This window comes from Mycolicibacterium wolinskyi (genome assembly GCF_002101965.1).
Classification (GTDB): domain Bacteria; phylum Actinomycetota; class Actinomycetes; order Mycobacteriales; family Mycobacteriaceae; genus Mycobacterium; species Mycobacterium wolinskyi.
On the sequence record NZ_LQQA01000030.1, the window covers coordinates 468,291 to 490,118 of the forward strand.

General features: G+C 67.1%; 20 protein-coding genes. 7 read left to right on the forward strand and 13 right to left on the reverse strand.

Translation table 11 applies throughout. From position 1 onward, the window contains the following. Positions 1–11: 11 nt before the first annotated feature. The 4 genes from AWC31_RS25950 to sdhC are packed head-to-tail and all read right to left on the reverse strand — an operon-like array spanning position 12 to position 3,460. Positions 12–797, reverse strand: a complete 786-nt coding sequence (locus tag AWC31_RS25950) for a succinate dehydrogenase iron-sulfur subunit (RefSeq protein WP_067843019.1) — start codon at positions 795–797, stop codon at positions 12–14. Then, a complete protein-coding gene (gene sdhA / locus AWC31_RS25955; RefSeq protein ID WP_085146844.1) occupies positions 797–2,551 on the reverse strand; it encodes a succinate dehydrogenase flavoprotein subunit in 1,755 nt (584 codons plus the stop codon). The genes AWC31_RS25950 and sdhA overlap by 1 nt, the downstream gene beginning before the upstream one ends. A 4-nt stretch (positions 2,552–2,555) precedes the next feature. Beyond that, complete coding sequence (locus AWC31_RS25960; RefSeq protein WP_275082853.1) at positions 2,556–2,978, reverse strand: succinate dehydrogenase hydrophobic membrane anchor subunit; 423 nt, start codon at positions 2,976–2,978, stop codon at positions 2,556–2,558. A 47-nt stretch (positions 2,979–3,025) separates the two neighbouring features. Then, on the reverse strand, positions 3,026–3,460 hold the full coding sequence (gene sdhC, locus AWC31_RS25965; RefSeq protein WP_085146846.1) for a succinate dehydrogenase, cytochrome b556 subunit: 435 nt from the start codon (positions 3,458–3,460) through the stop codon (positions 3,026–3,028). A 196-nt stretch (positions 3,461–3,656) separates the two neighbouring features. Here sdhC and AWC31_RS25970 point away from each other — a divergent pair, with 196 nt between their 5' ends. Further along, positions 3,657–4,055 (forward strand): cytidine deaminase, encoded by a 399-nt coding sequence (locus AWC31_RS25970; RefSeq protein ID WP_085146848.1) that lies wholly within the window; start codon positions 3,657–3,659, stop codon positions 4,053–4,055. Positions 4,056–4,066: 11 nt separating this feature from the next. Here the strand turns inward: AWC31_RS25970 and AWC31_RS25975 are convergent, their stop codons facing one another. Next, positions 4,067–5,497, reverse strand: a complete 1,431-nt coding sequence (locus tag AWC31_RS25975) for an MFS transporter (protein ID WP_085146851.1) — start codon at positions 5,495–5,497, stop codon at positions 4,067–4,069. A 138-nt stretch (positions 5,498–5,635) separates the two neighbouring features. Here AWC31_RS25975 and AWC31_RS25980 point away from each other — a divergent pair, with 138 nt between their 5' ends. Both AWC31_RS25980 and AWC31_RS25985 read left to right on the forward strand, forming a co-directional pair. Beyond that, complete coding sequence (locus tag AWC31_RS25980) at positions 5,636–6,142, forward strand: TetR/AcrR family transcriptional regulator (RefSeq protein ID WP_234790687.1); 507 nt, start codon at positions 5,636–5,638, stop codon at positions 6,140–6,142. Positions 6,143–6,151: 9 nt separating this feature from the next. Beyond that, the gene (locus AWC31_RS25985; protein WP_085146853.1) at positions 6,152–7,462 is read left to right on the forward strand and encodes a thymidine phosphorylase; all 1,311 of its coding nucleotides are present in this window, start codon (positions 6,152–6,154) and stop codon (positions 7,460–7,462) included. On the opposite strand, the gene AWC31_RS25990 is transcribed toward AWC31_RS25985, so the two are convergent. Beyond that, on the reverse strand, positions 7,459–8,202 hold the full coding sequence (locus tag AWC31_RS25990) for a cutinase family protein (protein ID WP_110775257.1): 744 nt from the start codon (positions 8,200–8,202) through the stop codon (positions 7,459–7,461). The two genes, AWC31_RS25985 and AWC31_RS25990, sit on opposite strands and share 4 nt — an antisense overlap. A gap of 89 nt (positions 8,203–8,291) precedes the next feature. Further along, a complete protein-coding gene (locus tag AWC31_RS38325; protein ID WP_085147325.1) occupies positions 8,292–8,630 on the reverse strand; it encodes an STAS domain-containing protein in 339 nt (112 codons plus the stop codon). Between AWC31_RS38325 and AWC31_RS38165 the strand changes: the two genes are divergently transcribed. Both AWC31_RS38165 and AWC31_RS26000 read left to right on the forward strand, forming a co-directional pair. Then, positions 8,568–8,699 carry a hypothetical protein gene (locus tag AWC31_RS38165; protein WP_264051888.1) on the forward strand — a complete coding sequence of 44 codons (132 nt, stop codon included), beginning with the start codon at positions 8,568–8,570 and terminating at the stop codon, positions 8,697–8,699. The genes AWC31_RS38325 and AWC31_RS38165 overlap by 63 nt on opposite strands. A gap of 243 nt (positions 8,700–8,942) precedes the next feature. Next, entirely contained in the window at positions 8,943–10,031 is a 1,089-nt protein-coding gene (locus AWC31_RS26000) for an adenosine deaminase (RefSeq protein WP_067843708.1), read from the forward strand. A gap of 15 nt (positions 10,032–10,046) precedes the next feature. Here AWC31_RS26000 and AWC31_RS26005 read toward each other — a convergent pair whose 3' ends face one another. The 6 genes from AWC31_RS26005 to AWC31_RS26030 all read right to left on the reverse strand — a co-directional run bounded on the left by AWC31_RS26005 (position 10,047) and on the right by AWC31_RS26030 (position 18,865). Further along, on the reverse strand, positions 10,047–11,726 hold the full coding sequence (locus AWC31_RS26005; RefSeq protein WP_085146855.1) for an amidohydrolase: 1,680 nt from the start codon (positions 11,724–11,726) through the stop codon (positions 10,047–10,049). Between the two features lie 11 nt (positions 11,727–11,737). Next, complete coding sequence (locus AWC31_RS26010) at positions 11,738–13,288, reverse strand: GMC family oxidoreductase (RefSeq protein WP_085146856.1); 1,551 nt, start codon at positions 13,286–13,288, stop codon at positions 11,738–11,740. Continuing rightward, on the reverse strand, positions 13,285–14,685 hold the full coding sequence (locus AWC31_RS26015) for a purine-cytosine permease family protein (protein ID WP_085147327.1): 1,401 nt from the start codon (positions 14,683–14,685) through the stop codon (positions 13,285–13,287). Before AWC31_RS26015 ends, AWC31_RS26010 begins: the two co-directional genes overlap by 4 nt. Before the next feature lie 191 nt (positions 14,686–14,876). Further along, complete coding sequence (locus tag AWC31_RS26020) at positions 14,877–16,358, reverse strand: aldehyde dehydrogenase (protein WP_085146857.1); 1,482 nt, start codon at positions 16,356–16,358, stop codon at positions 14,877–14,879. A gap of 11 nt (positions 16,359–16,369) precedes the next feature. Next, on the reverse strand, positions 16,370–16,729 hold the full coding sequence (locus AWC31_RS26025; protein WP_067843049.1) for a cupin domain-containing protein: 360 nt from the start codon (positions 16,727–16,729) through the stop codon (positions 16,370–16,372). 9 nt (positions 16,730–16,738) lie between these two features. Then, complete coding sequence (locus tag AWC31_RS26030) at positions 16,739–18,865, reverse strand: oxidoreductase (RefSeq protein WP_085146859.1); 2,127 nt, start codon at positions 18,863–18,865, stop codon at positions 16,739–16,741. Positions 18,866–19,343: 478 nt separating this feature from the next. On the opposite strand from AWC31_RS26030, the gene AWC31_RS26035 reads away from it, so the two are divergent. After that, the gene (locus tag AWC31_RS26035; protein WP_110775259.1) at positions 19,344–20,861 is read left to right on the forward strand and encodes an APC family permease; all 1,518 of its coding nucleotides are present in this window, start codon (positions 19,344–19,346) and stop codon (positions 20,859–20,861) included. 47 nt (positions 20,862–20,908) lie between these two features. Then, entirely contained in the window at positions 20,909–21,823 is a 915-nt protein-coding gene (locus AWC31_RS26040) for a LysR family transcriptional regulator (RefSeq protein ID WP_067843055.1), read from the forward strand. Positions 21,824–21,828: the final 5 nt, after the last annotated feature.

Below are 21,828 nucleotides of genomic sequence, written 5' to 3' on the forward strand. Positions count from 1 at the left end.
AGTACAAAGACTTAGCGCGCAAACATCAACGCGCGCTTGACCTCCTGGATCGCCTGGGTCACCTGGATGCCACGTGGGCAGGCCTCGGTGCAGTTGAACGTGGTGCGGCAGCGCCACACGCCGTCGACCTCGTTGAGGATGTCGAGCCGTTCGGCGGCCGCCTCGTCACGTGAGTCGAAGATGAACCGGTGTGCGTTGACGATCGCGGCTGGCCCGAAGTAGGACCCCTCGCTCCAGTACACCGGGCAGCTCGTGGTGCAGCACGCGCAGAGGATGCACTTGGTGGTGTCGTCGTAGCGGGCCCGGTCGGTCGGGCTCTGGATGCGCTCCTTGGTGGGCGCGTTGCCGCTGGTCACGAGGAACGGCTTGACCGCGCGGTAGGCGTCGAAGAACGGCTCCATGTCCACCACGAGGTCCTTCTCCACGGGCAGGCCGCGGATGGGCTCGATGGTGATGGTCAGCTGCTTGCCCGCCTTCTTGGGCAGCATGTCGCGCATGAGGACCTTGCAGGCCAGCCGGTTGACGCCGTTGATCCGCATGGCGTCCGAACCGCACACGCCGTGGGCGCAGGACCGGCGGAACGTCAGCGTGCCGTCGAGGTACCACTTCACGTAGTGCAGCAGGTTGAGCAGCCGGTCGCTGGGCAGGCACGGCACGCGGAAGCTCTGCCAGCCTGCGGCGTCCGGATTGTCCGGGTTGAAGCGGGCGATCTTCAGCGTGACCATGACCGCGCCCTCGGGGACGGGCGGCAGCTCCGGGTCGCCGGTCTCTGGCTTGTCTATGACGGGTGCGCTCATCAGTACTTACGCTCCATCGGCTCGTAGCGCGTCTGGACCACGGGCTTGTAGTCCAGCCGGATGTCGGACAGCAGGTCGGTGCCCTGCTTGTAGGCCATGGTGTGGCGCATGTAGTTGGTGTCGTCGCGGTTGGGGTAGTCCTCGCGCGCATGGCCGCCGCGCGACTCCTTGCGGTTGAGCGCACCGACGACGGTGACCTCGGCGAGCTCAAGCAGGAAGCCGAGCTCGATGGCCTCGAGCAGGTCGCTGTTGTAGCGCTTGCCCTTGTCGTGCACGGTGATTCGCGAGTACCGCTCCTTCAGCGCGTGAATGTCGGTGAGCGCCTGCTTGAGCGTCTCCTCGGTGCGGAACACCGCGGCGTTGTTGTCCATCGACTGCTGGAGCTGGGTGCGGATGTCGGCGACGCGCTCGTTGCCGTGCTCGGAGAGGATGTCGCCGACCCAGCCGACCACCATCTCGGCCGGGTTCTCCGGCATGTCGACGAAGTTGTGGTTCTGGGCGTACTCGGCGGCGGCGATTCCGGCGCGGCGGCCGAACACGTTGATGTCGAGCAGCGAGTTGGTGCCGAGGCGGTTCGCGCCGTGCACCGAAACACACGCGCATTCACCGGCGGCGTACAGGCCGGGGATGACGTTGGTGTTGTCGCGCAGCACCTGACCGTGGACGGTGGTGGGGATACCGCCCATGACGTAGTGGCAGGTCGGGTAGACCGGCACGAGCTCCTTGACGGGGTCGACGCCCAGGTAGGTGCGGGCGAACTCGGTGATGTCGGGCAGCTTGGCCTCGAGCACGTCCTCACCGAGGTGGCGCACGTCGATGTAGACGTAGTCCTTGTTCGGCCCGGCGCCGCGGCCCTCGAGGACCTCGAGCACCATCGAGCGGGCGACGATGTCGCGCGGCGCGAGGTCGACGATCGTGGGCGCGTAGCGCTCCATGAACCGTTCACCCTCGCCGTTGAGCAACCGGCCACCCTCGCCGCGCACGGCCTCGGAGATCAGGATGCCGAGACCGGCAAGGCCGGTCGGGTGGAACTGGTGAAACTCCATGTCTTCCAAGGGAAGTCCCTTGCGGAAGATGATCCCCAGGCCGTCACCGGTCAGGGTGTGGGCGTTGGAGGTGGTCTTGTACATCCGGCCCGACCCGCCGGTGGCGAACACGATCGCCTTGGCGTGGAAGACGTGGATGTCACCGGTGGCCAGTTCGTAGGCGATGACGCCGGTGGCGACCGGCCCGGCGGGCGTGTCGGTCAGCGCGATGTCGAGTGCGTAGAACTCGTTGAAGAACTGCACGTCGTGCTTGACGCAGTTTTGGTACAGCGTCTGCAGGATCATGTGGCCGGTGCGGTCGGCGGCATAGCAGGCGCGGCGGACCGGGGCCTTGCCGTGGTCGCGGGTGTGCCCGCCGAAGCGGCGCTGGTCGATGCGGCCCTCGGGGGTGCGGTTGAACGGCATCCCCATCTTCTCGAGGTCATAGACCGCGTCGATGGCCTCGCGGCACATGATCTCGACGGCGTCCTGGTCGGCGAGGTAGTCGCCGCCCTTGACGGTGTCGAAGGTGTGCCACTCCCAGTTGTCCTCTTCGACGTTGGCCAGCGCGGCGCACATGCCGCCCTGGGCCGCGCCGGTGTGGGAGCGGGTGGGGTAGAGCTTGGTCAGCACTGCGGTGCGGGCCCGCGGCCCGGCTTCGACCGCGGCGCGCATGCCCGCGCCGCCTGCGCCGACGATGACGACGTCGTAGCGATGTTCCTGAATCATTTGCCTAACCCCCGATGTTCGCGTCGAAGGTGACCAGGACGTAGGTGCCGAGCACCAACGTGAATCCCGTCGCCAGCAACAGAAGCGAGTTCAGCCAGAACTTGGTGGTGTTCTTGCGGGCGTAGTCGCCGATGATGGTGCGCATGCCGTTGGCGCCGTGCAGGTTTGCCAACCACAGCAGCGCCATGTCCCAGATCTGCCAGAACGGCGAGGCCCAGCGCTGCGCGACGTAGTTGAAGTCGATGCGGTACACGCCGTCCTGCCACATCAGCATGACGAAGAGGTGGCCGAGCGCCAGAAACACCAGTGCCACACCGGAGAACCGCATGAACAGCCAGGCGTACTTCTCGAAGTACGGGATGCCGCGCGGCTTGCGGGGGGCGCGGGGGTGATCGAGCGCGGCCGGGCGGTCGTGCTCACGTTCCATGACGGGCGCGGGACGCCCCAGCCGGGATTCGCCGGCTCCTGGCGCGCTCACAGGAACCGCTCCACCATGTGCATGCCGATAACTCCCAGTGATGCGATGAGGACGATGAGGAAGACGCCGGCGACGACGGCCAGCATGTGCCGCTGGTAGCGCGGGCCCTGCTGCCAGAAGTCGATGAGGATGACCCGGATGCCGTTCAGCGCATGGAACAGCACCGCGCCGACCAGGCCCATTTCCATCAGCCCGACGATCGGCGTCTTGTACGTCTCGATGACCGCGTTGTAAGCCTCTGGGCTCACGCGCACGAGTGCGGTATCAAGGACGTGGACGAACAAGAAAAAGAAAATGGTGGCACCGGTAATACGGTGCAGCACCCAGGACCACATTCCCGGATCACCGCGATAAAGGGTGCGCCGGCGCAATTTCCTGGGTTGCGGAGCCGGTACCTCCGTCTGCGTACTCACTTGTCCCTCCAACGCCATCGGTGGACGTCTGGGACCGGTCTGTCGACTAGCCCCAAACCTCGGGGCGACTCTAAACCCATTTGTAGTACCGAACGAACTACGGTGGAGCGGTTCGGGGCGCTCAGCAGGGCAAAGTTAGGCTTACCTATCCTACTGCGCGGGTCGGGAATTGGTATTTTCGGAATGCATTCAGAACCGAAGTGGCGGTGCCGGTATGACCATCGAAATTGACTGGAATGTCTTGCGGCGCAAGGCGATTGAGGTGTCATCGAGCGCATATGCGCCCTACTCGGGATTTCCGGTCGGTGCCGCGGCACTGGTCGACAATTCCCGGATCGTGACCGGATGCAATGTGGAGAATGTCTCATATGGCCTAGGTCTCTGTGCCGAGTGCGCTGTGGTCTGCGCCCTCCATTCCGGAGGCGGTGGCCGGCTCCTCGCGCTGACGTGTGTGGGCCCCGACGGCGGTCTGCTGATGCCGTGCGGGCGGTGCAGGCAGGTGTTGCTCGAACACGGCGGGCCGGAGTTGCTCATCGACCATCCGCAGGGTCCGCGCCCACTGCGCGAGCTGCTGCCCGATGCCTTCGGTCCCGACGATCTGGCGCGACGGTAACGCCAAGCGGTTCAACGGCTCCGGGTCTCGCGACGGCTCCGGAACGTCGGCAGCGGGACGGCGATCGCGCCCGCCGCCGCGACGCCCGCGGCGACCAAGAATGCTGCTGAGAAACCGTTACTCGTCGGTAGCCCGGTGAACGACGCGGTGTTACTGGCGAGTAGGGCTGCGGCGAGCTGCCCGCCGACCGCGCCGCCGACGGTTCGCGCCACGGTGTTGACTCCGTTGGCGCTGCCGCTCTGTGCCTGCGGGCAGGCGGCGTTCACCATCCGCGGCAGCGACGCCATGGCCAACCCCCAACCCGCGCTGGCGATCGCGTAGTTCAGCACGGCCTGCCACACGGTGCCGTGCGCGAGCGCGAGAAGCGTCGCACCGATCGCGGCGACTGCCAGGCCGGCAACCAGCGGCCCGCGCACGCCGATGCGCCGCTCGAGCCACGGTGTCGTCCAGCTCGCCGGCACGGTAAGCAGGGTGCCGGGCAGCAGAATCAGTGCCGCGCCGGTGACCGACAACCCGAAGCCGGGGCTGCCCGTCGCGGGCAGTTCGGCGAGCTTCGGCACCAACACGTAGACCGCGAACTGATTGACGCCGAGCAGCAGTGCGCCCAGATGTGCTGCGGCAAGCGGACGCTCGGTGATCAACGAGGGGTCGACGAGCGGATGGGCGACGCGCGACTCGACAACGCCGAACGCCACCAGGAAGACGAGTGCGGCGCCGAACAATCCCATGACCGACGGTGACCGCCAGCCCCACGTGGGGCCCTGGGTGATGGGGAGCAGTGCCGCGATGAGCCCGGCCGTCATCAATGCCATGCCGGGGAGGTCGAGGCGTCCGGGATGGCGCTCGCCGCCCTCGGGAATCCACCGCGCGGTCATCGCGAGCGCGGTGATCACGAGGCCGGCACCGATCACGAACAGCCAGCGCCACGACCCGTGATCGACGACGAGGCCGCCGACGAGCAGGCCGAGCCCGGCCGTGCCGGTCACCAGTCCGGACGCCAAGGCGATGCCGGCGTGCACGCGCTCGGGCGCGAGCGCGTCGCGCATCACGGCGAACGACAGCGGCAACAGTGTCAGGCCGACTCCTTGGACGGCGCGGCAGGCGATCAGCACGCCGATGCTCGGCGCGACGATCGCACCAAGGGTTCCGGCGAGATAGACCGCGAGCATCCACAGCAGGATCCGGCGCTTGCCGTAGCGGTCGCCGAGCCGGCCCGCCAAGGGCGTGATGACGGCGCTGGCGAGCAGCATCGCCGAGAGCACGGCCCACGAGGCGGCGCCCGTGGTGGTGTCCAGATCGCGCTGCAGGACGCCGATTGTGGGCACCAGCATGGTCTGCATCAGCCCGTACGACACGACCACCGCCGAAACCGCGGTCAGCACGTGTGCCGGTCGGTGACGCGCCTGCGGGGATGGGGCATGCTGGCTGGCGATGACGTCCATCGATCTCCTGATCGCGCTGCGAAGACGGGTGCGAACACTGTTCGCGGCAAGCGCGGACAGCTTAACGCGAACACCGTTCGCATGGGGATCCACGTGAGCGGCGGGCGCCCTGTGCTGAGCAGGGACACGATCAGGGCGGTGGCCTGGCGGGTCGCCGACGCGGAAGGCCTGCCGGAGGTGACGTGTCGCCGGATCGCCCGCGAACTTGGCACCGGGCCGGCCTCGCTCTACCGCCACATCGCCGATCGTCGGCAAGTGCTGAACCTGCTCGCCGAGGACCTGGCCGCCGGCTATCCCTTGGTCGAGGTGGCGGGTCGGCCCGAGGCGCGGTTGATCGCGCAATGGCTGGCGATGCGCGACTACCTCGTCGCCCATCCGTGGGGGGCGCCCCTCATCGCCGACGGCGAGCACACGGTGTCGTCGGCGCAGCCGGTGGCCGACCGGTGCATGTCGCTGCTACGCGAACTCGGCCTCGATGACACCGTCGCGCAGCGCGGCTACCGCGCACTGTGGCGGCTGTTGATCGGTCACCTGCTCAGCCGCCACCCATTCGGGCACCTGCAGGGCGCGCCGCCCGAGGACGACGACTTCGAATGGGCCATGCGCACACTGCTCACGGGCCTTGTCGCCGAGTCGGGAAAATAGGAGTCCGCCATCGATACCTCAAGTGCAGTAACGCAGTTCGACGCTCCGTCGGTGATCCGCGCCAAACGCGACGGCGGTGCGCTGTCCGATGCGGCGATCGACTGGGTGATCGACGCCTACACCAACGGCCGGGTCGCCGAGGAACAGATGTCGGCGCTCCTGATGGCGATCTTCCTGCGGGGCATGACGCCGGCCGAGATCGTGCGGTGGACAGCGGCCATGATCACGTCGGGGGAGCGCTTCGACTTCACCGACCTTCGGCGCGACGGACGGCCACTTGCCTTGGTGGACAAGCATTCCACCGGAGGCGTCGGCGACAAGATCACCATTCCGCTGCTGCCGGTGGTCATGGCGTGCGGCGGGGCCGTCCCGCAAGCCTCCGGGCGCGGGCTCGGCCATACCGGCGGCACACTCGACAAGCTGGAATCGATTCCCGGCTTCTCCGCCGAGTTGTCGAAAGACCGGATCAGGCAACAACTTCGCGATGTCGGCGCGGCGATCTTCGCAGCCGGTGAGCTCGCGCCCGCCGACCGGAAGATCTACGCGCTGCGCGACATCACGTCGACGGTCGACTCGCTGCCACTGATCGCCAGCTCGATCATGAGCAAGAAGCTCGCCGAAGGTGCGCGCGCCCTGGTACTCGACGTCAAGGTGGGCCGCGGGGCGTTCCTCAAGACCGAACCCGAGTCGCGCGAGCTGGCCCGCACGATGGTCGAGCTCGGAAACGCCAACGGCGTCCCGACGCGCGCTCTGCTCACCGACATGAACCGGCCGCTCGGGCGCGCTGTCGGGAATGCGGTGGAGGTGGCCGAGTCGCTGGAGGTGTTGTCCGGCGGTGGGCCGGACGACGTCGTCGCCCTCACACTGGCACTGGCCACCGAGATGCTCGACGCGGCCGGGATCGACGGCGTGGACCCCGCCGACACACTGCGCGACGGGTCGGCCATGGACCGGTTCCGCGCACTGGTCGCCGCGCAGGGTGGTGACCTGAGCCAACCCCTTCCCGTCGGATCGGCTCCCGAAACCGTGACCGCGCCGCGCGACGGCGTCATGGGCGACATCGACGCCATGGGTGTCGCCATGGCCGCGTGGCGGCTCGGTGCCGGCCGGGCTCAGCCCGGTGAGCCGGTGCAATTCGGTGCGGGGGTGCGCATTCATCGCCGTCCGGGGGAGCCGGTGTCCGCGGGTGAGACGCTGTTCAGCCTCTACACCGACACCCCCGACCGGTTTCCCGCCGCACTCGCCGAACTCGACGGCGCATGGTCCGTCGGCGAATCCGCGCCGGCGGACCCGCCGCTGCTCATCGACCGGGTCGGTTAGGGCGTTGCGAGTGGTGCGGGCGCCGGCGGTGCGGGTGGTGCGGGTGCCGGTGGAGCCTGTGGTGCGGGTAGCTGGTCCCATTGAGCGGGTGGCGCCGCCGGTGGGCCGGGTTCCAACCCGAGGCGGCTCGCGGCGAAATCGACCCCTTGGGTGATCAGACCGTCATAGCCGTAGGAGGTGTGCGCGGCGAAATTCAGCCCGTCCGAGCAGACGAAGTCCTCGGGGGCGCACACCTTGAGGGTCTTCGGCTCGTACTCCGGGCCGATGATGACGGGCGGTTCACCGAGGAAGTTCATCGCCCGGAGGTTCGGCGTCCCGTAGAGCACGACGGCCGCGACGTGCTCGGCGATATCGGGCTCCAGCGGTTTGGGCACGGTCGCGGGATCGACCCCGTCGGGTACGGCAGCCGAGGTGACGAAGCCCATGACGGCCGCGCCCTGCGAGTACCCGCCCAACACCATCTTGGTGTCGGGGCACGTGGCGGCCATTCTCGTGACGTGGGCACCCGCATCGCGGATACCGTCGACACCGGTGGTCCATTGGTCGGTCGCGGGGTAGTTGACCGGATAGACCCCGAGTGTCTTGTCGCCGACCCGTTGGCGCAGGGAGTCGACGAACGCCTGCCCCGTCGGCCCGACCCCGGGCGGCTCACCGGTGCCCCGGGCGAACACGACCTCCACGTCGGGACACGGCTCGGCCGATGCCGGCGGGGTGCCGATCGCGAAAAACATCGGCATCATGGCGATTGCGGCCGCAGTCAGAACATCTACACGCACGTTTCGTATCCTTTGCTGACTCGAAATACCTTGTCGTGCAGTGGCCGGCGTCGTCATCGACTCCCTGCCACGTGGTGTGTGGTTGCTCGCCAGTCAGGTAACTTTTGCACCGACGCCAAAGCCGCTGTGAGAGATTCGCTTACCGGCAGCACACCGTCGCGATCGCAGCTTCTCAGCAGTCGCGACACCGCGCGGCCGGCGACCAGTGACCACCTCACATCGAAATGTGCGCAGCGGGCGTTGACGGTGTGCAGCGCGTTCATGCTTGCGACGTCAATGAATTCGACTGCGGTCAAGTCCAACACGAGCCATTCGCAACACATCGCACGGTGGACGTGATCGAGGAGCTGGTCGGCATTGTCGGCGGCGAGTTTGCCGGCAACACTCAGCAGTCTCCCGGTACGGCCTTGGTGCGTGGTGAAACGGGCGACAGCCTGCTGGGCCGATCCGACGATCGGTGATCTTGATTGTGTGATCATGACATCGACGACCCCCGAGTCGATGATTCGGTGCCGCTGGGGCAACGCGAAGGTGCCACAGCATGCCAGTGATTTATCGCGGCAGGCTCGGGCTCAACCTTGTCGCAAAAACTACTCCCACCCGTCAGGGTCGGCAACCGTTTTCGGCGACGAGCCGGTTGAACGGCGGCATAACTGTTCGGGGATCCACCGCCCGCGATGGGTGACGTCGCGGATGATGGTGACATGAGTACGCCGCTGACCCTCGACAAGATCCGCCACGCCCCCAAGGCCCTCCTGCATGACCACCTCGACGGCGGCCTGCGGCCGGCCACCGTGCTCGATCTGGCCGGGAAGTTCGGCTACGACGACCTGCCCGCCACCGATGTCGACGAGCTGGCGACGTTCTTCCGCACGGCAGCGCACAGCGGGTCGCTCGTGCGTTACCTGGAGCCGTTCGCCCACACCGTCGGCGTCATGCAGACTCCCGAGGCGTTGCACCGGGTCGCTCACGAATGCGTCGAGGATCTGGCCGCCGACAATGTCGTGTACGCCGAGATCCGGTTCGCGCCCGAACTGCACATCGACCGGGGCCTGTCGCTCGACGATGTCGTTGATTCGGTACTCGCGGGATTCGCCGACGGGGAGAAGGCGGCCGCCGCGGAAGGGCGTTCGATCAAGGTGCGGTGCCTGGTGACGGCGATGCGGCATGCCGCGCGGTCACGCGAGATCGCGGAGCTGGCAATCCGATTCCGCGACAAAGGCGTGGTGGGCTTCGACATCGCCGGAGCCGAGGCCGGCTACCCTCCCACCCGTCACCTCGATGCGTTCGAGTACATGCGAAGCAACAACGCGCGCTTCACCATTCACGCCGGTGAGGCGTTCGGTCTGCCGTCCATCCACGAGGCCATCGCGTTCTGCGGCGCCGACCGGCTGGGGCACGGGGTGCGGATCGTCGACGACATCACCGAACTCGACGACGGCTCGCAGAAACTCGGCCGCCTGGCATCCATCCTGCGCGACAAGCGCATTCCGCTGGAGATGTGCCCGAGCAGCAACGTGCAGACCGGTGCGGCGCCGAGTATCGCCGAGCACCCGTTCGACCGGCTGGCCCGGCTGCGGTTCCGCGTCACCGTCAACACCGACAACCGGTTGATGAGCGACACCACCATGAGTCAGGAGATGGCGAGCCTCGTGGAGGAGTTCGGGTACGGGTGGAGCGACCTGGAGCGATTCACCATCAACGCGATGAAATCAGCGTTCATCCCGTTCGACGAACGGCTCGCGATCATCGACGAGGTCATCAAGCCGCGGTACGCGGTGCTGGTCGGCTGAGGCGGGCGCCTGATCTCACGCCGCGCGGTAGACGGTCTGGCCGCCGACGATGGTCTCGACGGGCCGGACCGCCCCGATGTCGCCCGCGGTGAGAATGTTCTGGTCGAGCACCACCAGGTCGGCCAGCATGCCCTGGGCGATGCGGCCGGTCCGGTCCTGGCCATTGGCGTGGGCCGAACCCGCGGTGTAGGCGTGTATCGCCGACGGCAGCGTGATGCCTTCCTGCGGTTGCAGTGGTGTGTCGAAGACGCCGTCGCCGATCGCATGTGGATCGGCGGGCGTGCCGGTGCGGTGCACGGCCGTGTGGATCGCCCACAACGGGTTCGGATCGGTGACCGGCCAGTCGCTGCCCATCGCCAGGATCGCTCCGTGCCGCTGGATCGACGCGAACGGGAAATGCCACGGTTCGCGTTCCGGTCCGAGCAGCGGGAGCTTGCGTTCGACGATCTCTTTGTCCCGTCGCGCCCACAGTGCCTGAATGTTGGCGATCACTCCGAGTCGTCCGAATCGGGGGATGTCTTCGGGGTCGACCACATCGAGGTGGGCGATCTGATGCCTGCCGTCGAACTCCGGGTGCTGAGATATCGCATGTTCGAGTGCGTCGAGACATTCGCGCACCGCACGGTCGCCGACTGCGTGCATGTGGATGCCGAACCTCTCGGCCGCCAGCAGGGCGGTGACCTTGCGCAGGTCGTGCGGATCGATGAACGACTGCCCACTCGGGATGTCGTGACCGGACACGGCGCGATAGGGCGCGAGCATCGCGGCCGTGCAGTTCTCGCAGATGCCGTCCTGCATGACCTTGACCATGCCTGCGGTGAAACGCGAATGACCGGCGCGCTCGCGGCGGGCACACAGGTGGCCGAGCTGCTCGGTCCCCTGCGCCGCCTCCCACCACAATGCGCCGACCACCCGAGCGGTCAGCTCGCCCGCCTCGTCGGCGTCGACGTAGGTCGGAAAGTTGTCCTTGAGCCCGAAGAAGTCCGCGCCAACCGCGGCGTCCTGCCAGCCGGTGACACCCACGGAATGCATGCGGCGTTGCGCCTCGAGCAGTGCGCGGCGCATGAATTCCGGTGTCACCTCCGGAAGTAGGGCGTTGACGGCGTCGCCGCCGCGATCCAACAGCACCCCGGTCGGTTCGCCCTCGTCGTCGCGGACGATCCGTCCGCCGGCAGGATCGGCAGTGGCCGCATCGATGCCGGCCAACTCCAAGGCGCGGGTGTTGACCCAGGCGCCGTGGTAGTCGTGACTGGTCAAGATGACGGGCCGATCGGCGACGACGGAATCGATGTCGTGGCGCGTGGGGAAGCCGTGCGGAAACGCGTCGCCGTACCAGCCGGCACCGGTGATGACCGCCTCGTCGGGGTGGCCGGCGGCGTAGTCGGCGACGGCGGTGAGATACGCCTCGCGGCTATGGGCCAGGCCGGAGAGATCGCATCGGAGCGCGGCCATCCCCGCGGCGACCGGATGTGCGTGCGCGTCGACGAACCCGGGCAGCAGACTCGCTCCGCCGAGATCACTGACCTCGGTGTGCTTGCCGATCATGCTTCGGTCCACGCCGTTGCCGACACCCACGATGACGTCGCCCTGCACGGCGACGGTGTCGGCAGGGGAGTCGCCTGGGGCTACGAACACCGCCGCGTTCGTGAAGATGCGGTCGGCGTGCCCGCCGACGGGTGGAGTGCGATCCGTCATCGTGAAGTCCTTCAGGCTCGGCCGACGGTTACGGTCTGCCGGTCGGCGAGCACCAGTGCACTGGCATGTTCGGCGACCGCCATGATCGTTCCGACCGGGTTGACCGAAGGGATGGTGGGGAACACCGAGGCGTCGACGACCCGCAGACCGTCGACCCCGCGGACGCGCAACTGTGAGTCACATACCGCCATCGGATCGCCGTCGGCGCCCATCCGACAGGTGCCGGAGACGTGGTACACGGTTTGATGCGTGGCCCGCAGCGCCTCGGAGAGGTCTTCGTCGGACTGGGCGTCCGGGCCGGGGAAGACCTCGCGGACCAGCCAGCCCGCCATCGGCTCGGTCGCGGCGATGCGCCGGGCGAGCCGGATACCGGCGATCAGGACCGCCTCGTCGTGGCCGTCGGGGTCGGTGAAGTAGCGGTAGTCGATCGACGGCCGGTCGGCGGGATCGACCGAGGTGATCCACACGCGTCCGCGGCTGCTCGGCTTCGCCACGTTCGGTGCTATCGACACGATGCGCTCAGGCATCGTCACCCCGTACGTCACGGCGTGATCGGCCACGGCTTCGACCGGGAAGTGCATCAGCACGTCGGGCCGGGCGGGGCCGTCGTCCGACAACCGCACCGCGGCACCGGCATCCCAACCGGTCGCGCAGCTGCCGGGGACGTCGGCGCCGGCCTCCCAGACGATCAGGCCCTCGGCGTGGTCCATCAGGTTCTCACCGACGCCGGGGGATGCCACCACGGTTCGCACGCCTGCGGCTTCGAGCACGTCACCCGGGCCGATTCCCGAGAGCTGCAGCAGCTTTGGGGTATCGATGGCACCGCAGCACACGATGACCTCGCGCTCGGCGCGGAATTCGCGGCGGTCGCCGTGGTCGTCGCGGGTGATCACCCCGACGACCCTGCCGTCCTCGATCACGAGCCGCTCGGCGTGCCTGCCGTGTTCGACGACGAGGTTGTCGCGGTCGGCGATCGCGTCATGCAGATAGTGCACCGAGGTGGAGGACCGCAAGTGGTTGTCCGGGGTGTAGCCGATTTCGAAGAAGCCGGCGCCGATTCCGGTGGTGGCGAACTCGGGATCGGAGTTCCAGGCCCGGCGGGCGGGAAGGTCCAACGCCCGCCGGGCGGAATCGACGACATCGCTGACATACGCGTTGCGGTCCTTGTCGGCGACCGGTCCCACCGGAACGCGGAGCCGGTCGAAGGCGCCGTGCACTGTCGCGGCATCCCACCCGGTGACACCCAGGGCTGCCCATTCGTCCAGATCGGCCTTGAGTGGCCGCCAGGTGATCATCGTGTTGGCCGTCGAGCAGCCGCCGAGTATGCGCATCCTGGCTTGCCGGATACCGGAGTTGCCCCGGTCCTGCGGCACACTGCGGTAGTCGAGGTCGTATTCGCTCTCAAGCATCTCCGCCCAGCGGCGGATGTCGCGGGCACGGGGCTCGTCCCGGTCGGAGGGGCCTGCTTCCAGCACCGTGACCGTGATGTCGGGATCTTCCGAGAGCCGGGCCGCGACAATGCATCCGGCGGTTCCGCCGCCGACGATCAGATATTCGCTCATGCCCGCACCACCGCGGGCTGCGCCACCGGTGCCGACACCTTCGAGCGCATGAGCGCGTAATACAACGGGCAGATGACCGCGAGCCCGACGATCCATGAGATGTCCACCCCGCCGAGGGCCGCCGCCGCGAAACCGGTGAACAACGTGGTGGACAGGAACGGGATCTGCACCGCGATGCCGATGAAGTAGCAGGCAATGGCGACCCAGTTGAACGTACCGTAGCGGCCGCCATCCCGTTCGAACAAGGCTTCGATGTCGTACTCGCCGTGGCGCAGCAGGTAGTAGTCGACGAGATTGACTGCGGTCCAAGGGATCAGCACACACAGCAGCAACGCCAGGAAGTTCGCGTAGTTGGCCAGGAAGTCGTCGGCGCTCACCAGTGCCGGGATGATCGCGATGACGAACAGGACCACCGCGGTCACCGCGCGGCTCATCGCGGCGGGCTGCCAGCGTGGGAACAGGTTCTGGCCCACCGTGATCGTCGACAGCGAACCGCAGTAGAGGTTCATGGCGTTGGTGGCCGCGATACCGGTCGCGAAGATCGCGAACACGCCCGTGCTGACTCCGTGGGTCAGCGTGGAGAGCCCGACGAGTGTGTCATCGGTCGGCAATGCGGCGCCCACCAATACCCCGAGCAACATCGGCAGGACGGAGCCCAGTACACATCCGGCGTACGTGCCCCAGAACGCGGCGCGCTGGCCGGTGTCCTTGGGCATATACCGGGTGTAGTCGGAAACATAAGGCGCATAGGCGATCTGCCACAGTGCGGCGACCGACAAGGTGGCCATGAACCCGGCCCAGCTGAATCCGTCGGTGTGCCAGGTGTCGGCGGGTACCCCGTTGACCCAGATCATCCAGACGAATGCGATGACCAGTGCTCCGCCCGCGACGACCGACAGGACCGCGGTCACGCGGTGGATGAGCCGGTACCCGACGATGGTGGCGACCACGCTGATCAACCCGATGACGGTGATGGACCAGTTGGTCGGCAGCCCGGTCACCTTCGACAGGGCCTGGCCGCCGAGAACCGCATTGGACGCGAAAAAGCCCAGGTACATGAACACCACGAGGATGACCACGAGAAGGCTTCCGTACGAGCCGAACTGGGCTCTGGTCTGCAGCATCTGGGGTACACCCAGCTGGGGCCCCTGTGCGGCGTGCAACGCCATGACCGCACCGCCGATGACGTTGCCCAGCACGATCGCCGAGGCGCCGGCCCACAGCGGCAAACCGAACACCGTCGTCGCCAGCGCACCGGTGATGATGGTGAGCAGCATGATGTTCGAGCCGAACCAGACGGTGAACAGGTCACGGGCGCGGCCATGCCGCTCGTCGAGCGGAACATGCTCGATGGTCCTGCGTTCCACGGATGGCGGCACCGGCGTTTGCTCGTTCATGTGATGAGTGGCTTTCTCGTGCGGGCAGTGCGGCATCATGCCGGTGATCGCGACTCCGACCAATTCAGTATTCGCACTGATGCCGTGAACGCAAAATGCATATTTCCGACGTTATTCATCACTTTTCGAGATGACGAAAACGTTACCGGACCATTGTCGCCGTGTTTCGAATTCGATTGGCGGCTAACAGTTCACAGTGCTATCCAGGTCGTCTTGAGGCCGGTGTACTTGTCGAGTGCGTGCAGCGACAGATCGCGGCCGAATCCCGATTGCTTGAATCCGCCGAAGGGTGTCTGTGCGCTCAGCGCGTCGACGGTGTTGACCGAGACGGTACCTGCCCGCAGCGCGGCGGACACCCGGTGGGCGCGCGAGAGGTCACGGGTCCACACCGACGCGGCCAGACCGTAGACGGTGTCATTGGCCATCGCGATCGCCTCCGTCTCGTCGGCAAATGTCTGCACGGCCAGCACCGGCCCGAAGACCTCCTCGGTGACCAGCTCGGCGGTCGCAGGCAGGTTCGCGACGATCGTGGGGGACACGAAACAGCCACGGCCGTCAACGGTCTCGCGGGCCCCGCCGGTGAGGATCTCGCCGTCGGCGCGGGCGCGGTCGATGAACCCGATCACCCGCCGGGTGTGGTGCTCGTCGACGAGCGCGCCCAACGTGGACGCGGGATCCAGCGGATTGCCGGGCCGTACCTCGGCCGTGCGTTTCACGAGCTCGGCCAGGAACTCGTCGGCGATCGAGTCGTGCAGCAGCAGCCGGGAATTCGACGAGCACACCGCACCCTGGTTGTAGAACGCCCCGAAGATCGCCTTGTCCACCGCGGCGTCCAGATCGGCATCGGCGAACACCAGGTTGGGGCTCTTGCCGCCGCACTCAAGCCACACCTGCTTGGCATTGGAGTCCGCCGCGTAACGCAGGAAGCGCTTGCCGGTCTCGGTCGACCCGGTGAATGCGATGACGTCGACATCCGGGTGGCGGCCCAGAGCCTCACCGGCTGTCGGGCCGAGCCCTGGAACGACGTTGAGCACGCCCTCGGGCAAGCCGGCTTCCACTGCCAACTCAGCCAGCCGGATAGAGGAAAGCGGCGCCTGTTCAGCGGGTTTCAGAACGACGGAGTTCCCGGCCGCCAGGGCGGGTGCCACCTTCCACACCGCGAGGTCGAGCGGGAAGTTCCACGGCGTGACGGCTCCGACGACACCGAGCGGTTCGCGGGTCACCAGTGCCAGATTTCCGGGTTCGGTGGGCGCGATCTCACCCGACTGCTTGTCGAGGGCCTCACCATAGAACGCGAAAAGCTCAGCGGCCGATGGCACATCGACGGTGTGGGCTTCGGCGACCAACTTGCCCATGTCGATCGAGTCCAGCAGCGCGAGTTCCTCGCCGTTCGCCAGGATCAACTCGGACAACTGCCGAAGTACACGTTTGCGGTGTGATGCCGAGGTGCGCGACCAGGCGCCCGATTCGAAGGCCGCGCGCGCCGAGGCCACGGCCGCGTCGACGTCCGCGGAGTCGCCCGAGGCGACCGGGGCGATCAGTTCACCGGTGGCGGGGTTCACCGAGTCGAACGTCGCGCCGGACAGCGCGGCCCGATACTTTCCGTCGATGAAAACCTCGGTGCGCGGCGTGATCTCACCGGCACGCCGGGTCCAGTCGTCGAGCGTCGTCATGTGCCTGCCTCTCAGGGGACGTAGATCGCGAACTGCTTGACCAGCGGCTCGGTGACGCGGTATTCGCCGCGCCAGCCCTTGGTCAGGGTGAACGAGTCGCCGGGGCCGAACGTGTGGGCGACGCCGTCGTCACCGGTCAGGGTGATCGATCCTTCCAGCACCCGGGTGTACTCGTCGCCCGGGTAGCTCTCGATGAACTCGGCGTAGGGCTCGGCGCGCCATGAACCGACCGTGAACTTCTCGTCGGAACTCGCGAGGTGCACGGCCTCGGTCTCCGCCGGGTCACCCTCGCGCAGGGTTTCGGCGGTGACATAGCTGCTGGGGGTCATGGCCGCGACGGCGTCGGGGCCGGCGGGGATCAGTTCAGGCATGGATTCTCCTCAGACGGTGGCCGGCTGGGCCGGCGTGATGGGTAAATAGGCACGGGTGCCCCGATTTTCAGGTGCGAGCTCTGCGGTTTCGCGTAGATACGGCACGGGGCCCGTGGACTGTGGTTCGTCGAGCTCCTCGGCGTAGCGGTGGCCCGACCACACGGCTGCGGCGATGGTGGCCGGGGCCCACACGTCGCCGATGGCCCGCACGCTCAGCAAGCCGGCGTCCGCCCATTCGCCCTCGCGGCTCAACAGCTCCTGATAGAGGCCGTCATGGGGCAGGCGCGCGGTCACCATGACCACCGAATCGGGGCTCACCGCGCCCTCGTCACCGGTGTAGACACACGCGGTCCGCACGCCGTCGGCCGTGACGGCCGTGACCGCGGTGTTGGTGCGCACATCGATGCCGGCCCGGATCACGCGCTTGCGGATCCGAGCGACCTCGAGCGTGTTGGTGGTCCACTGCGACACGTGCGCGGCGGGGGTGATCAGGGTGACGTCGAGGCCCTCCTTGGCGAGCAACTCGGCGATCACGCCGCCCATGTAGTAGTGGTCGTCGTCGAACACCACGACGCGCTGACCGCGCGGGCGGCTGCCGGCCATGATGTCGTCAGGGCTCAGAATGTCTGCGCCGTCGGCGATTTCGAGCGGCTTGGTGTGCCAGCGGCCGACACCGTCGGTGCGCCAACCGGCGCCGGTGGCGATCACGACGTGGTTGAAGTCGTTTTCGATGATGTCGTCGGCGGTCATCTCGCTCTGCATGAAGACCTCGACGTTGCCGAGCTTGGCCAACTGTTGCTCGCGGTAGTCCACGACGCGGATCCACGCCGACAGGCTCGGCAGCTTCGACTCGCGCGCGACGCGGCCGCCCAGGGTACGGGTGGCCTCGGCGAGGCTCACGGTGTAGCCGCGGTTGCCCAGTGAGCGGGCAGCCTCCAGCCCGGCCGGGCCGGCTCCGACCACCAGTACCGAGGAATCGCTGGCCTTGGGGCGGATCTTCTCGGGGTGCCAGCCGCGGCGGAATTCCTCACCCATGGTGGGGTTTTGAGTGCAGCGGATCGGCGACATGGTGAAGTCACCGGACACGCAGATGTTGCACCCGATGCATTCGCGGATGTCCTCGAGGTTGCCGCTCTCGATCTTGCTGGGCAGGAACGGATCCGCGATGGACGGCCGGGCCGCGCCGATGAGATCGAGCACACCGGTCTTGACCTGGTGCACCATCATGTCCGGTGAGGTGAAACGGCCGACGCCCACAACGGGTTTGGTGGTCAGCGCCTTGAGTCCGCGTACGTAGGGTTCCTGCTCGGCCTCGGGGCCGAAGCGTGACGTGACCGAATCGTCTTCCCAGCTGCCCAAGACGAAGTCCCACAGATCCGGATGCTCGCCGAGCATGCCGATCACGTCTTCGATTTCGGCCCGCGTGATGCCCTCGTCGCCGAGCAGCTCGTCGACCGAGATGCGGCACGCCACCGCGGCCTTGCCGTCGCACATCTCGCGGGTGTCCTCGAGGATCTCGCGCAGCAGGCGGGCCCGGTTCTCGATGCTGCCGCCGTATTCGTCGGTGCGGTTGTTGTAGCGCCGCGACAGGAAGTGGTGCAGACCGCCGATGGCGTGGCCGGCGTAGACGTAGATGATGTCGTACTCGGCCTGCAGTGACCGGCGCACGGCCTCGCGATGCCAGAACCGCATGTCGGCGATGTCGGACTTCGTCATCTCCCGCGCTTGCACCGGGTCGTAGTTCCACGACACGACCGGCAGGTTCTGCGGTCCCAGCGGGGCTTCGCGACTGATCAGGTTCGGCGAGTTCAAGCCGTTGTGGGCCAGTTCGATTCCGGCCAAGGCGCCGCCCTCGTGGATCTTGTCCGCGATGCGGGCGACGGCGGGCAGATCCTGGTCGTCCCACAACCGCAGTTCGATGAACGGGCCGATGTCGGAGGTGGGGTGGATCTCGACCTGCTCGGTGCACACCACGGCCCAGCCGCCCTCGGCCTTGATCCGGCGCATGTAGGCCTCACCCGACGGGTCGCGGTAACCCATGCCGTTGCAGTGGGGCACCTGGTAGAAGCGGTTGCGCGCGGTGACCGGGCCGATCTGTACGGGTTCGAAAAGGATGTCGTACCGGGGGTCTCGCATCGAGTCATTCCTAAAGTTCGTGACGTGGCTCACGCCTGGGCTACCAGCTATCGTGGTGCGCTCCAAAACCCCGGTCAACTAGTGGTTTCAGCGGTTTTGCATCTGTTTTGGTGATGCATTTTGTCCGGAACGGAACACGGTGTGGACGGGTTTCCTGATCGCCGGACCCGGACCCGGACCTGGACCGGGGAACAGGCGTCCCGGCCCGCGTTGTTGGGCCCACCCTCTGCGTGTCCCTGCGCAGACGCTGTGGCGAGCGTGCAACGTTTCGCGGCATCTGCGCCGGGACGGCACAGAACCCTGCACGTTCGTCACAGTGCGCTGGGGAGCTATATGGCCGCCCGGTGGACGTACGCCTCATCGGAAATTCTGATGCGAATTCACAGAAAACAATGTTTTACAGCTGTGGGGGTGTGGGCTCACTGTGGGGGCCATCACATTCACGCTCCAGAACAGAGGGTCCACCGTGGAACCACAAGTGGAAACACAGACTGCGCAGGCTGATCGCGAGGTCAAACACCTCAAGAAAACCCTGGGTCGCCTCGACATCGTGTTCCTCATCGTCGCGGCCGTCGTCTCGATCGAAGCGCTCGGGCAGGTATCCGGGTTCGGCGCCGAGACCTTCACCTGGGCGTTGGTGCTCGCGGTGTTCTTCCTGGTGCCCTACGGGCTGATCTTCGCCGAGACGGGCGCGGCCTTCACCGGTGAGGGCGGCGTATATGTCTGGTGCCGCAAGGCTTTCGGCAGGCCCGTCGCGGCGATCGCGTCTCTGCTGACCTGGGTCACGCAACCGGTGTGGGTCGGCGGGTCGATGGCCTTCATCGCCTCGGAGGCGTGGAGCACCTACGTCATGCACTTCGAGCACGGCTCGTTCGCCGACTACGGATTCAAACTCGTGTTCATCTGGCTCACCGTGCTGGCCGCGATCATCAGCCTCCGGCACGGGAAGTGGATCCCCAACATCGGCGCGATCCTGAAGATTCTCTTCCTGGTCGTCTTCCTCGTGACCACGGTGATCTACGCCGTCCGCAATGGGGCCGCGGGGCTGTCCGCCAGCGATTTCGCCCCCACGATCGGTGGGCTACTCGGAGTGACGCCGCTGCTGCTGTTCTCCTACCTCGGATTCGAGTCCGGCAACAGCGCCGCAGGCGAGATGAAGAACCCGGCGCGCGACGTGCCGTTCGCGATCGCCCGCTCCGCGGGCATCGCGGCGGCGGCCTACCTCCTGCCGATCTTCGCGATCCTCATCGTGCTGCCGGCCGATCAGATCACCGGCATCGGCGGCCTCATGGAAGCTGTGTCGACGGTGTTCAGCGTGTACGGTTCCGCAGCGCCGGCGATGCTCACCATCACCGGGGTGGTCTTCGCGATCGTGCTCATGACGCAGGGTTCGGCCTGGATGATCATCAGTGACCGCATGCAGGCCATGGCCGCGGCCGACGGCGCGTTCTTCGGCGGTTTCTTCGGCCGGTTCCACCCGCAGCTGGGCACCCCGGTGCGCGTCAACCTGCTGTCGGGTGTGGTGGCGACCGTGTTCTGCCTGGTCGCCATGCAGGTCACCGGATCGTCCGCGGCGATTTTCGGTGTGGTACTCAGCATCTCGATCTCCACGTTCCTGCTGAGCTACGTCATCACGATCCCGGCGGCGGTTCGCTTGCGCACGCGCTTCCCCGACGTGCCCCGGCCGTTCCGGGTGCCGACCGGCCACGCGGGCTTCCGTGCCCTCGGCGCGTTGTGCTTCGCGTGGGTGGCCCTGGGGTCCTGGGTGGCGGTGTTCCCCGGCACGCTGGATCGGCTGTTCGGCCTCGACTACGACTTCGTCGAGACATGGGGTGTCAGCCAGCTGACGTTCGAGGTGTTCACCCTGGGCACCTTGGCCGTGCTGGGCATTCTCGGCGCGGTGGGATACCTCCGGGCGCGGCCGGTGCGGGCCGAGCGACCGGTCGGCGCGCCGCTGGACGGCTCAGTCGCTGGTAAGGAAGCCGCACAGCTGTAATGCTGATAGGCCGCGACCCAGAAGGGGAGTCAGTAAGGGGTACCACCATGCGCAGACGTCCCGACGTCACGCTCACTCAGCTGCGGTACTTCGTAAAAGCTGCCACCTACCTGTCCATGACCAAGGCCGCCGACGAGCTCCACATCGCACAGTCGGCGGTCTCGGCCGCCATCAGCCAGCTCGAGCAGCAGATCGGTACGCAGCTGTTCATCCGGCACCGGGCGCGCGGTCTGGCGCTGACTGCGGCCGGCGAGGAGATGTTGCGCGACACCCGGGCGCTGCTGGCCCATCTCGATGAGGTGCTCGACAGCGCCAGCGGCAGCGTCGATCAGGTGCACGGAACCGTGCGGCTGGCGTGCTTCATCACATTGACCCCGTTCGTGTTGCCACGGCTGCTGTCTGACCTCGGGGCCCGTCACCCCGACCTCGAGGTCGACGTCATCGAGACCTCCGCCGACGCGGTCCGCACGGTGCTGCGCAACGGAACCGCTGAACTCGCACTCACGTACGACCTGGGGCTCGGAAGTGGTGTCGACGCCGAACCGCTCGGCGTCGCGGCGCCATACGTGGCATTGCCGCCCGAGCATCGGCTGGCGAGCCGGAAATCCATCCGGCTGACCGAGCTTGCCGACGAACCCATGGTGTTGCTGGATCTGCCCGACAGCCGCGACTATTTCGAGTCGATGCTCGCGAAAGCCGGTGTGACGCCCCGGATCCGGTACCGGTCGGCCAGTTACGAGGCGGTGCGCGGGCTGGTCGCGCGCGGCCACGGGTTCTCGATCCTCAACCAGATACCTGCGCACCGGGGCACCTACGACGGCGGCGAGGTGAGCGTCGTCCCCATCCGTGACGACCTTCCTGGCTTACCTGTTGTGTTGGCCCGGTTGCAGTCGGTGCGCAGTACTGCCCGGGCGCGAGCGGTCGCCGAGGCGGCCCGCGCGATTTTCGCCGACCGCCGCTGAAAAGC

Coding starts and splice junctions, on each gene's coding strand:
- AWC31_RS25950 (WP_067843019.1), bottom strand. CDS start 797: ATGAGCGCACCCGTCATAGACAAGCCAGAGACCGGCGACCCGGAGCTG.
- sdhA (WP_085146844.1), bottom strand. CDS start 2,551: ATGATTCAGGAACATCGCTACGACGTCGTCATCGTCGGCGCAGGCGGC.
- AWC31_RS25960 (WP_275082853.1), bottom strand. CDS start 2,978: ATGGAACGTGAGCACGACCGCCCGGCCGCGCTCGATCACCCCCGCGCC.
- sdhC (WP_085146846.1), bottom strand. CDS start 3,460: ATGGCGTTGGAGGGACAAGTGAGTACGCAGACGGAGGTACCGGCTCCG.
- AWC31_RS25970 (WP_085146848.1), top strand. CDS start 3,657: ATGACCATCGAAATTGACTGGAATGTCTTGCGGCGCAAGGCGATTGAG.
- AWC31_RS25975 (WP_085146851.1), bottom strand. CDS start 5,497: ATGGACGTCATCGCCAGCCAGCATGCCCCATCCCCGCAGGCGCGTCAC.
- AWC31_RS25990 (WP_110775257.1), bottom strand. CDS start 8,202: ATGATGCCGATGTTTTTCGCGATCGGCACCCCGCCGGCATCGGCCGAG.
- AWC31_RS26000 (WP_067843708.1), top strand. CDS start 8,943: ATGAGTACGCCGCTGACCCTCGACAAGATCCGCCACGCCCCCAAGGCC.
- AWC31_RS26005 (WP_085146855.1), bottom strand. CDS start 11,726: ATGACGGATCGCACTCCACCCGTCGGCGGGCACGCCGACCGCATCTTC.
- AWC31_RS26010 (WP_085146856.1), bottom strand. CDS start 13,288: ATGAGCGAATATCTGATCGTCGGCGGCGGAACCGCCGGATGCATTGTC.
- AWC31_RS26015 (WP_085147327.1), bottom strand. CDS start 14,685: ATGAACGAGCAAACGCCGGTGCCGCCATCCGTGGAACGCAGGACCATC.
- AWC31_RS26020 (WP_085146857.1), bottom strand. CDS start 16,358: ATGACGACGCTCGACGACTGGACCCGGCGTGCCGGTGAGATCACGCCG.
- AWC31_RS26025 (WP_067843049.1), bottom strand. CDS start 16,729: ATGCCTGAACTGATCCCCGCCGGCCCCGACGCCGTCGCGGCCATGACC.
- AWC31_RS26030 (WP_085146859.1), bottom strand. CDS start 18,865: ATGCGAGACCCCCGGTACGACATCCTTTTCGAACCCGTACAGATCGGC.
- AWC31_RS26040 (WP_067843055.1), top strand. CDS start 20,909: ATGCGCAGACGTCCCGACGTCACGCTCACTCAGCTGCGGTACTTCGTA.